Here is a 13,501-nt window from a genome sequence, read left to right on the forward strand (position 1 = left end):
GGTCGGTGAGTCAAACGCCGTTCCTCGGGGTCTTCCCCGACCGCATCCTGGCCGCCGTCCGTCCCGGGCCGCTGGGCCTCGCCCTGGTGGGCGGCCCGGCCCTGCGTCTCCACGGCATGCGCGCGGACACCACGGGCGAGCTGCGCCTCGCCACCACCGGCAAGCTCGTCGAACCGGCCTGGCAGGCGACCGAGTCGCTGCAGCGGGCCGGTTTCGACGTCTCGGCCGAGGACGCCTCACCCCGGGTGACCCGGCTGACCGTCCACGACCCGGTCACCGAGCAGACCTGCCCGGTCGACCTGCTGCGCGAGGACCTGGCCGAGCCGGTCGAGGAGATCGACGGGACGCCGGTGGTGTCGCTGATCGACGCCACCGGGCTGGCCATGCGCGACCTGCACGAACGCGGGACGGCCGCCGACGTGGTGAACGTGGCGTCGGTGCGGGGGCTCTACTCGTACCGAGAGCTCGAAGGCATGGGCCGCGACCACCTCGACGACTTCGCGGCCGAGGAGCTGGCCGACCGCCTCGACGCCGCCGAGATGATGCCGCTGCCCCGCGAGATCCGCTCGTGGGCGCTGGCCTGGGCGGAGGACATCCGCCTGCGCCGCCCCGAGGAGGGCGACACCGACTGGTGAGTGCCAAGGTGCACTCTGCGTAATTAGCCGCAGAAAGCGACATAGCGGGATTTCTATGGTCTGAGCCGACCTTCTACGAGGAGTTGGCTCATCATGGATTTCACCGGCGACCTGCACGGCCGTCTCGTCCTCCCGCACGACCCCGACTGGCACACCGCCCGGATGGCCTGGCAACTCGCCGTCGACCAGCGGCCCGCCGCCGTCGTCCACGCCGCGACGGCCCAGGACGTCTGCGCGACCGTGCTGGCCGCGCAGCAGCTCGGCCTCCGCGTCGCCCCCCAGGGCACCGGCCACAACGCCGCGCCCCTGGGCTCGCTGCACCGCACGATCCTGCTGCGCACCGACCGGCTCGGCGAGGTCTCCATCGACCCGCTGACCAGGATCGCCCGGGTGGGCGCCGGGGTGCGCTGGGCCCAGGTGACCGACGAGGCCTCCAAATACGGCCTGATGGCCCTGGCCGGCAGCGCGGCCGACGTCGGCGTGGTCGGCTACACCCTCGGCGGCGGGGTGTCCTGGTTCGCCCGCTCCCACGGCCTGGCCTCCAACCAGGTCGTCGCCGCCGACGTCGTCCTGGCCGACGGGACCCTGGTCCGCGTCGACGCGGACAACCACCCCGAGCTGTTCTGGGCGCTGCGCGGCGGCGGGGGCGTCGCGGGGATCGTGACGGCGCTGGAGTTCCGGCTCTTCCCCAAGACCGAGGTGCAGGCCGGGATGCTGGCGTGGCCCCTGGAGCAGGCGGCCACCGTCCTGACGGCGTGGCGGCGCTGGGTCGACGACGTGCCCGACGCGGTGACCTCGCTCGGGCGGATGCTGCGCCTGCCGCCCCTCCCCGACCTGCCCGAACCGCTGCGCGGCCGGTCACTGGTGGCGATCGAGGCCGTCTGCGACCTGCCCGCCCCCCAGGCCGACGCCCTGCTGGCCCCCCTCCGCGACCTCGGCCCCTTCCTCGACACCTTCGCCCCCACCGCCGTCAGCGACCTGCACCTCCTGCACATGGACCCGCCCTATCCGGTGCCCGCCGCCGGTGACGGCCTGCTGCTGTCGGGGCTGCCCTCCGGCGCGCTGGCCGCCTTCCTCGGGATGACCGGCGCGGGGCGGGACCTGCCCCTGCTGTCGGTGGAACTGCGCCACCTGGGCGGGGCGCTGCGACCGGGGGCGGTGCCGGGCGGCGCCGTCGACGGGCTGGACGCGGAGTTCGCCATGTTCGGCGTGGGGATCACGCCTGACGCGACGAGCGTGGCGGCGGTCCATGAGGTTCTGGACGAGCTGCGGGAGGCGATGGGGCCGTGGGAGGCGGCGACGGGCTATCGGAACTTCGCCGAACGGTCACGGGGGCGGTTCGACCCGGCGGAGGTGACGGAGCGACTCCGCGCGGTGAAGAGGGCCTACGACCCGCACGACCTGATCCACGCCAACCATCCGGTGGCCCCGGAACGCTGATCAGGTCGGTGTGTTCAGGGATTCGCGGGTGTGCCCGAAGAGCGTGATCACCTCGTCCAGCGAGGTGCGATGGCCGCTGTCGGCCAGTTGCCGGGCCAGCACCAGCGCCAGATCCCCGAGATCCGCGGCGGTTTCTGTGACCGTGAACTCTCCACGCATGTCCCCTCCTAGTTCGGCAGCAGACGGAAGGCGGGGACGTGCGCGGGCCTGACCACGGAGAAGTGATGCACGTCCAACGTGAAGATCTCGTCGATCTTCAGTCGTTCGGCGACCGTGATGATCGAGGCGTCGGTCGAACCCAGCGGCAAGTCGGCGTACCGCTCGATCAGAACGGCGATTCTGGCCAAATCGGGGCGAGTCAGTTCGATCATCTGGATCGTTCCAGATTCGAGAGCAGGGATGAACTCAGCCTCGGTGGCGGTGCCCCGGCCGCCACGAAGCTGGTGGTGATCAGCTTTCGGCGCGTCGCGTTCAGGCGGGTGAACTCACGAACGCACTGCTCGTGGTGGGTCTCATCAGAGTCGGCGGCGGCGACCAGCGGGCCGGTGTCAACTATGATCACTCGTCGCGCCCGAAGCCCTCGGCGAGGTACTCATCCGTGCGGGTGGCCAGGTCGGAGCGCCCAGATCGCATGGAGCCGAAGAACGACGGGGGCCACGCGCCGCCTTCGGCCGACTCTTCCGGGTGGACCAGGCGAAGGGTGTGCTCGCGAATCTCCCGGAGCTGGTCGCCGTTGAGCTGGTCGACCAGCCGGTGGAGGTCTTCGTATTCTTCGGGCGCTGCTGCCGTCATGTCACGAAGTTTACGACTGCCCCCTATCGGCCGCCCGTGGATCAGCCCAGAGATCGGAGGGCCAGGCCCAGGCCCAGGACGATGACGATCACGGCGGTGCCGATCGGGGCCAGGCGGGAGAGGTGGGTGGCGGTGGCGGAGAGGCGGCCCAGTTTGAGGAGGGCTTCGGCTCGGTCGGCGAGTTTGACCAGCAGGAGGCCGGTGGCCGTGAGGGTGGCGGCCATGCCGGCGCCGTAGGCGAGGACCAGGGCCACGCCGAACCAGGTGCGGCCCAGGGCGATCGCACCCAGCAGGACGATCAGGGCCGAGGGGCTGGGGACAAGGCCGCCGGCGATGCCCATGCCGATCAGGCCTGTTCGTGACTGCTTGTCGGGTGTCGTGGTGGTCTCCGCGCGGGTCAGAACCGCCACCGCATGTCCCGAAATTTCGTGACCCGTTTCGTCGTGGCCGTGCCCGTGGCCATGTCCGTGGCCATGTCCGTGGCCATGCCCGTGGCCGTGCCCGTGCCCGTGCCCGTGGCCGTGGCCGTGGCCGTGGTTGGGGGAGGTGCCTTTCAGAGCGGTCTGGAGGAGGTGGAGGCCTATTGCGGTGACCAATGCGCCGCTGGCTGCGCCCAGCCACGTCAGCACTCGGTCGCCTGACAGGGACGACACCGCCGTCAAAGCCAGGCCGACGACCAGGACGCCTGCCGTGTGGGTCGCTGTCACGGTGAAGCCGACGGCCAGGGCGTCTCGGGGGCGGCCGCGCCTTCCGGCCAGGTAGGCGGCCATGATGGTCTTGCCGTGGCCGGGGATCAGTGCGTGGCCCGCGCCGAGGACGAGGGCCAGGGCCACGCCGAGCAGGCCGATGCCCACGGTCAGGGATTCGGCGCCGACCAGGTCGGTGAAGGTGCGGTCGAGAGCGGTGAGCCAGTCGCCGAGCGGGCCGGGGGCGGTGATGGCCGGGGAGGCGGTCGGGAGGACGCCGTCCGGGTTCACGGTCAGGGTGACCGCGCGCTGGTCCAAGGGCGAGGCCAGCAGGTCGTCGGGGTAGGAGCGGAGTTCGTCGCTGACGCTCGTGGCGGGGACCTCGGGAGGGGTGAGCCGGACCTCCGAGGAGGTGACGGTGATCTCGCGCCAGCCGATGCGGTCCGGGGCGTGGGCGTCAGTGAGGGTGATGCGCCCGGCAGGGACTACGTCGGCGACGAACTCGCACGCCAGGCGGGTGGTTTTCAGGCCGCCCTGGCCTTCGGGGTGGGTCAGGTCGCCGCCGGCGACGCGCCAGGGCACGCGCCGGCCGTTCACCTCCAGCGTCTGGGCGGCGGCCACGGCTGCGCATTCCGGGCGGTCGCCCTGCAGGGTGGGGAGTTCGGCCACGTCCACGACCGCGGTGTTCTCCAGGCGGTCCGCGTACAGGCGCAGGCCGTTGTAGTGGTTCACGGTGAAGTTGCCGAGAGGGTGCGCCTGGGCCGCCGTGCCCAGGGCCAGGAAGGTCGCCAGGCCGACGAGGAAGGCGCGTGCGAATCTCATGAGGACCTCTGGAGGGCGGGGAGGGCGGCGGAGAAACGGGGGTTGTACTCGCGGACCAGCCGCGCGGAGTCCGTCTTCAGGCCCAGGGCCTGCTCGATCTCGGCGCGGTGGTGCATGACCAGGGCGTTGCGCCAGCCGGTCGCGGTGGCCTCCTTCGCGTGGCGCAGCGCCTCGGCGGAGCGGCCCGACCGGTGCAGGGCCCAGGCCAGGGCGTCGGCCGCGGCGACGTTGGGGTTCCTGGCGTACTCGGCCCGCGCGAAGGCGACGGCCTCCGTCGGTGAGCCGTGGTCGGCTTCGAACTCGGCCCAGGTGATGTCGTCGCGGACGCCGTTGAGTCGCATGAGTTCGCGCTGCGCCTTCAACGTCGCCCACCCCGGGTCGCGCCCCAGCGCCTTCAGGACCTCCCCCTGCTCCACCAGGGTCTGGGTCAGGGGCAGGCGGGCGGTCGAGGCGGCGTACAGGGAAGCGGCCTTCTCCAGGTCGCCGGACAGGGCGGTGACGCGCGCCAGACCGGCCCGCGCGGGGTCGAAACCCGGGTCGGCGGTCAGGGCCTTGGCGTAGTGCGACCGGGCCTCGTCGTAGCGGCCCTGGCGGAGGGCGAGTTCGCCCAGGTAGTGCTCGCAGAAGGCGACGTCGGCCGGTTGGTAGGCGTCGCGGCGGGCGTATTCGAGCATGTCGCGGGCGGTCTTCAGGTCGCCGCGCAGCTCCGCGTCGTAGGAGGCCCGGGTGAAGGACGACACCCCGGGCGCCAGCGACATCATCGCGTCGACCGCCTCGGTCGCCTCGGGGTAGCGGCCCAGCTGGTGGAGGCTGTCGGCGAGCACCCCGTAGGCCGGCGCGCCGTACGGGTTGACCGCGATGGCCTGGCGCGCGGTCGTGACCGCCTGGGTGAACTCGTGGCGGCCCGCCTCCAGGGAGGCCCGGCCGGTCAGTCCGGCGGCGTTGCCGGGGCGCACGGTCAGCGACTTCGCCACCGCCTGTTCGGCCTTGCCGTACCACGACGGATCGCCGGTGAGGCGGGCCCTGTCGACGTACGACGACCCGAGGGCGGCCCACCCCTCGTAGTCGCCGGGCAGCCGGCGCAGGCGTTCCTGCAGGTCGGATGTGGGCGCTGCGGCCACTTCCGGGGCGGTGCGCGGGAAGAGGGTGGCGGCGGCGGTGATGGCGACGATCCCGGCCAGCGCCACGCCGCCGCGCTTGAGATAGCGCATGGCAAGGAACTCCAGAGAAGGAAGAAGGGGGTGCCGCCGCGGGGAGGGCGCGGCGGCGTTCACACGGGATCAGGAGCCGGAGAGCGCCCGGTTCACGGCCACGTTGCTCGGGCCGGGGATGTACGGGAACTTCGCCAGGGCGGGCTGGTCGTTGGCGTCGACCTTGTCGCCGGCCGCCAGGGCCGGGACGAGCTGACCCGTCTGCGCCGCGCCCGCCATGGCCTGGATCGCGATGTCGACCACGTCGTCGCCGAGGCGGCGGCCGTTCGGGAAGCCCTGCAGGTCACCGCCGAGCACGCCCAGGCGGTTGGGGTTGGCCGTCACCGGCACGGCCATGTTCAGCCGCAGCATCTCGGCGGGGCGGAGCTTCCCGGCGTCCTTGTTGAGCGTCTGGGAGTTGAGGTCGGCGTTGATCGGGCCGTTGCCCTTCGCGATGCCGGTCAGGAAGATCTCGACCAGGTCGGTGCGCGGGGTCTTGGGGGCCTTCAGGCCGTAGATGCCCTCCAGCAGCTTGGGCAGCTCGGGGTCGGTGACCCGCTTGACCACCTCGGGGATCGAGGCGTCCTTGTCGGGGCTGATCGAGTTGAAGGCGTCCTTCAGCCCGGCGGGCACGACGACCTCGTTGACCAGCGGCTGGCCCAGGCGCGACACCTGCACGTAGCCCCTCGGCGACCACTTGTCGGTGGTGGCCCAGACGCCGACGACCGGGTTGCGGCCGACGTTCCCGCGCAGCGCGATCTCCTTCTTGGGCACCTGCAGCGCCAGCGTGTGGACGTTGTAGCCGCGCGTGGTGTCCTGGCCGACCTCCGACAGGTCGCCGCCGTAGAGCAGGTCGAAGACGCGCAGGTCGAGGAAGAACGCCTCGTCCGACTGGCCCGCGAACTGCTTGCCGCCGCCCTTGACGGAGTCGACGGCCTGGGAGCGCAGCGCGTTGTAGTCGGGCATCGAGGCCCGGCCGGTGTTGCTGGGCGCGACCGTGCCCCGGCCGATGACCGTGGCGCCCCGGTGGGTGATCCTCTTGAGCGTGTACGTCTGCTTGAACAGCAGGTTGGGGTCGTCCAGCGACGTGACCGGGCCGTTGTTGTAGAGGAACGTGGAATTGCCGCGATTGTCGACGTCCTTGAACGTCCACTGGTAGACGACGTCGGGCTTGGCGTCGCCGTTGTTGTCGATCTTGATGTTGTAGCGCGAGTTGGTGTCGAAGAAGTAGAAGTTCGGGCCGCCGTTGGGCTCCTCGAACGGGATCCAGTTGGCCAGCAGGGTGACGGTGTCCTGCTTGTCGGGGCTGGTGAAGGCGTACACGTCGGTGTTGTCGTTGCGGGGGTCGCCCGCGATCAGCGGGGCCTCCCGGTGGGAGGAGGCGCTCGGCGCCTCCGGCCGGAGGATGACGAAGGACGCGGCGGCGAGGGCGCCCGCCACACCCACGGCGACCAGCGATCGCGGGGTGATCCGGAGCTCCATGACGATGGGGTCCTCTCGGGACGATGGGACGGAACGGGAGGGTCCGGCCGGAGTCCTCGCCCGCCTATTCGCCCCATCGCCACGATCGGATTGGTGCCTTTTTCTCAAGGACCTACGCGCAGGTGTACGACGTCACCGTCGCGGTGTTCCCGTTGGGCCGGGTGACCTGGAACCCGAACGACGTGCTCGCGCCGGAGCCGAGGGCGCCGTTGTAGCCCATGCTCGACGCGGTCACCGTCTGCCCCGAGACGCTGACGTCGGCGTTCCACGAACCCGACAGGGTGTGGCCGGAGGGCAGCGTGAACGTCACCGTCCACGAGGTCCGGGCGGTGGTCCCGTTGGTCACGGTCACCGGCTGGACGACGTAGCCGTTGCCCCACTGACTCTGCACGGTCCCGGTCGCGGCGCAGCCGCCGGAGGTGCCGCTCGTGGTCGTGAAGGTCACCGACGCCGAGTTCGCCGACAGGTTCCCGGCGCCGTCGCGGGCCCGGACATGAACCGTGTAAGCGGTGGACGGCGTCAGCCCGGTCAGCGCCAGAGAGTTGGTCGTGGTGGTGCCGAGCTGGGTGCCGTTGGAGCGGTAGACGTTGTACCCGGCCAGGCCGGAGCCGCCGCTGTCGGTGGAGGCGGCCCAGGTCAGCGAGGCGCCCGACGACGTCACCGACGACGCGGCGGGGGTGCCCGGAGTGGTCGGCGGGGTGGTGTCGACCGGCGGGGTGCCGCCGCCGCACATCGTGCACTCCACGGCGGTGGAGGCGATGCCGTTCGCGCCGTTGAACAGGCGCGTTCCCCATGAGGTGAGCTGGTTGGGGTTGAAGTTGGTGACCTGGTCGAGGTACTCGACGCCGCCGCCGTTGCCCGACCACGACCAGCCCAGGTAGCCGAGGCCGCGCGCCTGCGCCTCGGCCATGATCGTGTCCTCGTCGGGGTTGCCGTCGGAGTGGTTGAAGCCGAACTCGCCGATGACCAGGGGCAGCCCGGCGGTCTGGAAGGCGTTCAGGTAGGAGGTGATCTCGGCGGCGGTGTCGAAGACGCCGTACATGTGCACCGAGAAGACGGTGTTGCGCTGCGGGTCGGCGGCGGCGACCGTCGTGGCGTTGTCGCGCATCGTGAACGACCAGTCCTGGCCCCAGTTGGGGGCGTCCACCATGAGCAGGTGCTGGAATCCAGCGGTGCGCATGCGCTGGATGGCGGCCGAGGTGGCCTGGGTCCAGCCCGGGGTCACCGCGTTGTTGCCGATCGGCTCGTTGCCGATGTTGATGATGACGTTGTTCTCCTCGCCGGTGAGCACGCTCTGGAGGCTGATCCAGTAGTCGACCGCCGCGTCGAGGCTGACCGACCCGCTCTGCTCGCCGAAGCCGGTGGTGTCGTGGTTCTCCAGGATGCAGATCAGCTTGCTGGCCTTGCACAGGGAGATGACGTTGGCGACGTCCGAGGGGCCGTTGGCGGGCCAGCGCCCGCCGCTGAGCACGACGCGGACCGCGTTGGCGCCCTTGGCCTTGATGTTGGCGATCGAGCTCGTCTGGGTGGTGTACCAGGTGTGCGCGTGGCTCGTGCCGCGGATGACGAAGACGCTGCCGTTGGCCTCCACGATGTTGCGGCCGCTGACCCGCAGGCCGACGGCGGCCTGGGCGGGAGAGGCGGCGACCAGCAGGGACGCGATCAGGGTGAGGACCGCAGCGCAGGTCAGCGCGATCCGTCGCGAGCGAGACGCGGCCGGCCGAAGGCCGGCCGTGGCTCGCGCCCTGAATCTGCCTGAGAGAAACATGGCGTGACTCTTTTCATGAACCGGTTAAGGGGAGCGGATCCCCAGAGTCGGGCGAAGCGCCGGAGGTGTACAGGAATCCACCTCTGGCAGGAGCCGAAACCCGAGGTGACCGGCGAGACTCGGATGAAAGCTTCAAGCGAGACGCGGCCGGCCGAAGGTCGGCTGTGGCTCGCGCCTGACATCTTTCTCAGACACGTCAATCTGGGTTGACACCCTCCTGGGCGTCAACCTAGATTGACGTCGTCAACCTTCATTGACGTCCTTCAGGGGGCTCACGTGACGTCGTCCTGGCGAATGCTCGCCGACCTGCTCAAACCGCACCGGCGCACGCTCGTGCTGGCCGGTGTCCTCACTCTCGCCGGTTCGGCCGGCGGGCTGGCCATGCCGCTGTTCGTCCGGTCGGTGATCGACCGGTTCGGGGCGGGGGAGAGCGTGCTCGCGCCCGTGTTACTCCTCACGGTCGTGGTGCTCCTCGGCGCCTCGATCTCGGCCTTCGGGCAGTTCGTGCTGGAGCGGATGGGCGAGGGGATCGTCCTGTCGGCCCGGGTGCGGCTCGTCGACCGGGTGCTCCGGCTGCGGGTGCCGGAGGTCGACCGGCTCAAGCCCGGGGACCTGCTGTCGCGGGTGACCTCGGACACCACGCTGCTGCGCACCGTCACCACCGACGGCCTGGTCGGCGCGGTCGGCTCGGCGGTGCTGTTCGTCGGCGCGGCCGTGCTGATGGGCGTCATGGACTGGGTGCTGCTCGTGGTCACCCTCGGGGTGGTGGCCGGGGTCGGCGGGCTCGGGTCGCTGCTGTTCCCGCGCATCCGCAAGGCCTCCCTCCGCGCGCAGGAGGCGCTGGGCGACATGGGCTCGGCGCTCGACCGGGCCCTTCAGGCCTTCCGTACGGTCAAGGCCTCCGGCGCCGAGGACCGCGAGATCGCCGTCATCGAGGCCGCCGCCAGGAAGGCCCGCGACCGGGGCGTGCTCTCCTCGGCCTACCAGTCGATCGCCGGCACCACCGCGTGGCTGTCGGTCCAGCTCGCCTTCCTGGTCGTGCTGGCGGTCGGCGGCGCGCGCGTGGCCAGTGGCGCGATGACCATCGCCACCCTGATCGCGTTCCTGCTCTACCTGTTCTTCCTGGTCGCGCCGCTCGGCCAGATGGTCCAGGCGGGCACCCAGCTCCAGAACGGCCTGGCCGCGCTGACCCGGATCAAGGAGATCGACGACCTCCCGGTCGAACCGGCCGCCACCCGGGGGCAGACCACCGGAGTCCCGGTCGGGGTGGTCTTCGACGACGTGGTGTTCCGCTACGGCGAGGACCGCCCGACCGTCCACCACGGCGTCAGCTTCGAGGCGCCCCCTGGCCGCCTGTCGGCTCTGGTCGGCCCGTCGGGCGCGGGCAAGTCGACCGTGTTCGGGCTGGTCGAGAGGTTCTACGAGCCCGAGTCGGGCCGCATCAGCGTCGGCGGCACGGACATCGCCGACTGGCCCCTGCCCGACCTGCGGGCCGCCGTCGGCTACGTCGAGCAGGACGCCCCCGTCCTCGACGGCACCCTCCGGGAGAACCTCACCTTCGCCGCCCCCGACGTGACCGAGGAGGAGATCGGCCGGGCGCTGGCCCGCACGCGGCTCGACGACCTGGTGGCGAACCTGCCCGAAGGTCTGGAGACCCAGGTCGGCCACCGGGGCATCCTGCTGTCGGGCGGCGAACGCCAGCGCGTCGCCATCGCCCGCGCCCTCCTTCGGCGGCCCCGCCTGCTCCTCCTGGACGAGGCCACCTCCCAGCTCGACGCCGTCAACGAGCTGCGGCTGCGCGAGGTCATCGCCGAGGTCGCCCGCGAGACGACCGTGCTGGTCATCGCCCACCGTCTGTCCACCGTCACCGGCGCAGACCGGATCATCGTCATGGAGGCCGGGAAGGTCCGCGCCAGCGGCACCCACGACGAGCTGATCGCCCAGGACGACCTCTACCGCGAACTGGCGGCCACCCAGTTCCTGGTCAACTCCTAGCCGGAGCTTTCCTCTCGGGGGGAGGTGACGGGAGGGGATCGGGGGCACTCCGCAAGGAGCGGAGCCTCTCCTTCGCCACAGAGCCGGAACCGGGTTGCGCGTACGTGCGGTCGCGTCCGGGACGGGGTGCCCCGGGACGCCGGGGTGCCCCACCGACTCTCGCCGCCGTATCCTTCGGGAGACGGTTGTGAATGCTTTCATTCAGGAGAGTGCGCCATGCCTATCGTGCGGAGCCCCCGAGGCACGACCCTGACCGCCAAGGGCTGGCCCCAGGAGGCCGCGCTCCGGATGATCCAGAACAACCTCGACCCCGAGGTGGCCGAACACCCCGAACAGCTCGTCGTCTACGGCGGCTCGGGCAAGGCGGCCCGCGACTGGCCGTCGTTCCAGGCGATCGTCCGGACGCTCACCACGCTCGACCCCGACGAGACGCTGCTCGTGCAGTCGGGCCGTCCGGTCGGCGTGATGCGGACCCACGAATGGGCTCCCCGGGTGCTGATCGCCAACTCCAACCTCGTGCCCGACTGGGCCAACTGGGAGGAGTTCCGCCGCCTGGAGGCCGCCGGTCTCACCATGTACGGCCAGATGACCGCCGGTTCCTGGATCTACATCGGCACCCAGGGCATCCTCCAGGGCACCTACGAGACCTTCGCCGCCGTCGCCGCCAAGAGGTTCGGCGGCAGCCTGGCCGGGACCATCACCCTGACCGCCGGCCTCGGCGGCATGGGCGGCGCCCAGCCGCTGGCCGTGACGATGAACGGCGGCGTGGCCATCTGCGTCGACTGCGACCCCCGGTCCATCGAACGCCGCATCGAGCACCGCTATCTGGACGTGAAGGCCTCCTCCCTCGCCGACGCCCTGCGGATGGCCTACCAGGCCCGCGACGAGCGCAGGCCGCTGAGCATCGGCGTCGAGGCCAACGCCGCCGACGCCCTCCCCGAACTCCTCGCCATGGGCGCCGAGATCGACGTCGTCACCGACCAGACCTCCGCCCACGACCCGCTCATGTACCTGCCGAGAGGCGTCGCCTTCGCCGACATGGCCGCCGAACGCGAGAAGGACCCGGCGGGCTTCACCGTGCGGGCCCGCGAGTCGATGGCCCGCCACGTCGAGGCCATGGTCGGCTTCCTCGACGGCGGGGCCGAGGTCTTCGACTACGGCAACTCGATCCGGGGAGAGGCGAAGCTCGCCGGTTACGACCGCGCGTTCGCCTTCCCCGGCTTCGTGCCCGCCTACATCCGCCCGCTGTTCTGCGAGGGCAAGGGCCCGTTCCGCTGGGCCGCGCTGAGCGGCGACCCGCGCGACATCGCCGCCACCGACAGGGCGATTCTCGACCTGTTCCCCGACAACGAGCCGCTGGCCCGGTGGATCCGGCTGGCCGGGGAGCGGGTCCACTTCCAGGGCCTGCCGGCCCGCATCTGCTGGCTCGGCTACGGCGAACGCGACAAGGCGGGCGAGCGGTTCAACCAGATGGTCGCCGACGGGGTGCTCCAGGCCCCGGTCGTCATCGGCCGCGACCACCTCGACTGCGGGAGCGTCGCGTCCCCGTACAGAGAGACCGAGGGCATGCTCGACGGGTCGGACGCCATCGCCGACTGGCCCCTGCTCAACGCCATGGTGAACGTCGCCTCGGGGGCGTCGTGGGTGTCGATCCACCACGGCGGCGGCGTCGGCATCGGCCGCTCGATCCACGCGGGCCAGGTCACCGTGGCCGACGGCACCGCGCTCGCGGCCGAGAAACTGAACCGCGTCCTCACCAACGACCCCGGCATGGGCGTCATCCGCCACGTCGACGCCGGCTATCCCGAAGCCGCCGAAGTGGCGGCCGGCACGGGGGTCCGGGTGCCGATGCGGGAGAATTGAGGCGTGCTCGACGGTCTCGAACGCCTCCTCGACGGCCGCCGCCTCTCCCCGGCGCAGCGCCGCATCGCCCACTACCTGGGCGAACACCTCCATGAAGCGATCTTCCTGTCGAGCGTGGAGCTGGCCGAACGCGCCGGGGTGAGCCAGCCGTCGGTGACCAGGTTCGCCGCGGCGCTGGGCTTCGCCGGCTATCCGGAACTGCGCCACGCCCTGCGCCCCCTGGTGCTGGGCGGCCCGCCGCCGAGAGTGGAGGCGGGCCCCGACGCCCTCGACGCCGAGATCGGCAACCTGCGCTCCCTGCGCGACCGCGTCGAACCCCTGACCAAGACGATCGGCGAGGTCGGCGCGGCCCTGGCGGCCAGCGAGCCGCTCACCGTCCTGGGCCTGCGCGTCTCCAGCGGCCTGGCCACCACCTTCGCCTACTTCGCCCGCCGCATCCATCCGGACGTCCGCCTGTTCACCCACGGCGGCTCGGAACTGGCCGACGGCCTCCACGCCGCCCGGCGGGCCGGGGCGGGCTGGCTCCTCGCGGTGGTCCTGCCCCGTTACCCCGCCGAGGCGGCGGCGGCCCTGACCGAGGCCCGCGACCTGGGCCTGTCGATCGCCGTGGTCACCGACCGCCCGGACGTGCCGTTCCCCGCCGACGTCGTGCTCGACGCGCCGGTCGGGGAGCGGCTGGTCTTCGACTCCCACGTGGCGCCGCTGGCCCTGGCGATGCTCCTGGTGGAGGCCATGGCCGACGCGGCGCCGCTGCGGACCCAGGCCCGCCTGGAGGAACACGAACGCTTCACCGAGCAGACGGGCACCTTCCTGGAGCGGTGAGGGCCC

Annotated in this window: 12 protein-coding genes; 5 read left to right on the top strand and 7 right to left on the bottom strand. The window is 71.5% G+C overall.

Annotation, left to right across the window (positions count from 1 at the left end; translation table 11 throughout):
- The first annotated feature begins 5 nt into the window (after positions 1-5).
- Together AW270_RS21535 and AW270_RS21540 are read left to right on the top strand one after the other, a co-directional pair.
- Positions 6-635: a hypothetical protein gene (locus AW270_RS21535; RefSeq protein ID WP_061296927.1), complete on the top strand. Its 630-nt coding sequence runs from the start codon at positions 6-8 to the stop codon at positions 633-635.
- Positions 636-728: 93 nt separating this feature from the next.
- Positions 729-2,075, top strand: coding sequence for an FAD-binding oxidoreductase (locus tag AW270_RS21540; protein WP_061296928.1), 1,347 nt, complete (start codon positions 729-731; stop codon positions 2,073-2,075).
- On the opposite strand, the gene AW270_RS38935 is transcribed toward AW270_RS21540, so the two are convergent.
- The 7 genes from AW270_RS38935 to AW270_RS21570 form a co-directional block, all read right to left on the bottom strand.
- A complete protein-coding gene (locus AW270_RS38935) occupies positions 2,076-2,234 on the bottom strand; it encodes a hypothetical protein (protein ID WP_174549880.1) in 159 nt (52 codons plus the stop codon).
- Between the two features lie 8 nt (positions 2,235-2,242).
- A complete protein-coding gene (locus tag AW270_RS41340; RefSeq protein WP_245674795.1) occupies positions 2,243-2,446 on the bottom strand; it encodes a PIN domain-containing protein in 204 nt (67 codons plus the stop codon).
- 187 nt (positions 2,447-2,633) lie between these two features.
- Positions 2,634-2,867 (bottom strand): hypothetical protein, encoded by a 234-nt coding sequence (locus tag AW270_RS21550; RefSeq protein ID WP_061296929.1) that lies wholly within the window; start codon positions 2,865-2,867, stop codon positions 2,634-2,636.
- A gap of 41 nt (positions 2,868-2,908) precedes the next feature.
- A complete protein-coding gene (locus AW270_RS21555) occupies positions 2,909-4,375 on the bottom strand; it encodes a nickel/cobalt transporter (protein ID WP_061296930.1) in 1,467 nt (488 codons plus the stop codon).
- Positions 4,372-5,586: a tetratricopeptide repeat protein gene (locus tag AW270_RS21560; RefSeq protein WP_061296931.1), complete on the bottom strand. Its 1,215-nt coding sequence runs from the start codon at positions 5,584-5,586 to the stop codon at positions 4,372-4,374. The genes AW270_RS21555 and AW270_RS21560 overlap by 4 nt, the downstream gene beginning before the upstream one ends.
- Before the next feature lie 69 nt (positions 5,587-5,655).
- Positions 5,656-7,047, bottom strand: coding sequence for a DUF4331 domain-containing protein (locus AW270_RS21565; RefSeq protein WP_082801727.1), 1,392 nt, complete (start codon positions 7,045-7,047; stop codon positions 5,656-5,658).
- A gap of 112 nt (positions 7,048-7,159) precedes the next feature.
- Positions 7,160-8,815: a cellulase family glycosylhydrolase gene (locus tag AW270_RS21570; RefSeq protein WP_061296932.1), complete on the bottom strand. Its 1,656-nt coding sequence runs from the start codon at positions 8,813-8,815 to the stop codon at positions 7,160-7,162.
- Positions 8,816-9,091: 276 nt separating this feature from the next.
- Here AW270_RS21570 and AW270_RS21575 point away from each other — a divergent pair, with 276 nt between their 5' ends.
- The 3 genes from AW270_RS21575 (at position 9,092) to AW270_RS21585 (ending at position 13,495) form a co-directional block, all read left to right on the top strand.
- Positions 9,092-10,810 carry an ABC transporter ATP-binding protein gene (locus tag AW270_RS21575; RefSeq protein ID WP_245674796.1) on the top strand — a complete coding sequence of 573 codons (1,719 nt, stop codon included), beginning with the start codon at positions 9,092-9,094 and terminating at the stop codon, positions 10,808-10,810.
- Positions 10,811-11,026: 216 nt separating this feature from the next.
- A complete protein-coding gene (gene hutU / locus AW270_RS21580; RefSeq protein WP_061296934.1) occupies positions 11,027-12,673 on the top strand; it encodes a urocanate hydratase in 1,647 nt (548 codons plus the stop codon).
- 3 nt (positions 12,674-12,676) lie between these two features.
- Positions 12,677-13,495, top strand: a complete 819-nt coding sequence (locus AW270_RS21585; RefSeq protein WP_061296935.1) for a MurR/RpiR family transcriptional regulator — start codon at positions 12,677-12,679, stop codon at positions 13,493-13,495.
- The last annotated feature ends 6 nt before the right edge of the window (positions 13,496-13,501 follow it).

The organism is Herbidospora cretacea (genome assembly GCF_001570605.1).
GTDB classification, from domain to species: domain Bacteria; phylum Actinomycetota; class Actinomycetes; order Streptosporangiales; family Streptosporangiaceae; genus Herbidospora; species Herbidospora cretacea.

Bases quoted from the DNA above. Each gene is read 5' to 3' on its own strand.
- AW270_RS41340 (WP_245674795.1), bottom strand. From the start codon at position 2,446: ATGATCGAACTGACTCGCCCCGATTTGGCCAGAATCGCCGTTCTGATC.
- AW270_RS21540 (WP_061296928.1), top strand. From the start codon at position 729: ATGGATTTCACCGGCGACCTGCACGGCCGTCTCGTCCTCCCGCACGAC.
- AW270_RS21570 (WP_061296932.1), bottom strand. From the start codon at position 8,815: ATGTTTCTCTCAGGCAGATTCAGGGCGCGAGCCACGGCCGGCCTTCGG.
- AW270_RS21560 (WP_061296931.1), bottom strand. From the start codon at position 5,586: ATGCGCTATCTCAAGCGCGGCGGCGTGGCGCTGGCCGGGATCGTCGCC.
- AW270_RS38935 (WP_174549880.1), bottom strand. From the start codon at position 2,234: ATGCGTGGAGAGTTCACGGTCACAGAAACCGCCGCGGATCTCGGGGAT.
- hutU (WP_061296934.1), top strand. From the start codon at position 11,027: ATGCCTATCGTGCGGAGCCCCCGAGGCACGACCCTGACCGCCAAGGGC.
- AW270_RS21565 (WP_082801727.1), bottom strand. From the start codon at position 7,047: ATGGAGCTCCGGATCACCCCGCGATCGCTGGTCGCCGTGGGTGTGGCG.
- AW270_RS21550 (WP_061296929.1), bottom strand. From the start codon at position 2,867: ATGACGGCAGCAGCGCCCGAAGAATACGAAGACCTCCACCGGCTGGTC.
- AW270_RS21555 (WP_061296930.1), bottom strand. From the start codon at position 4,375: ATGAGATTCGCACGCGCCTTCCTCGTCGGCCTGGCGACCTTCCTGGCC.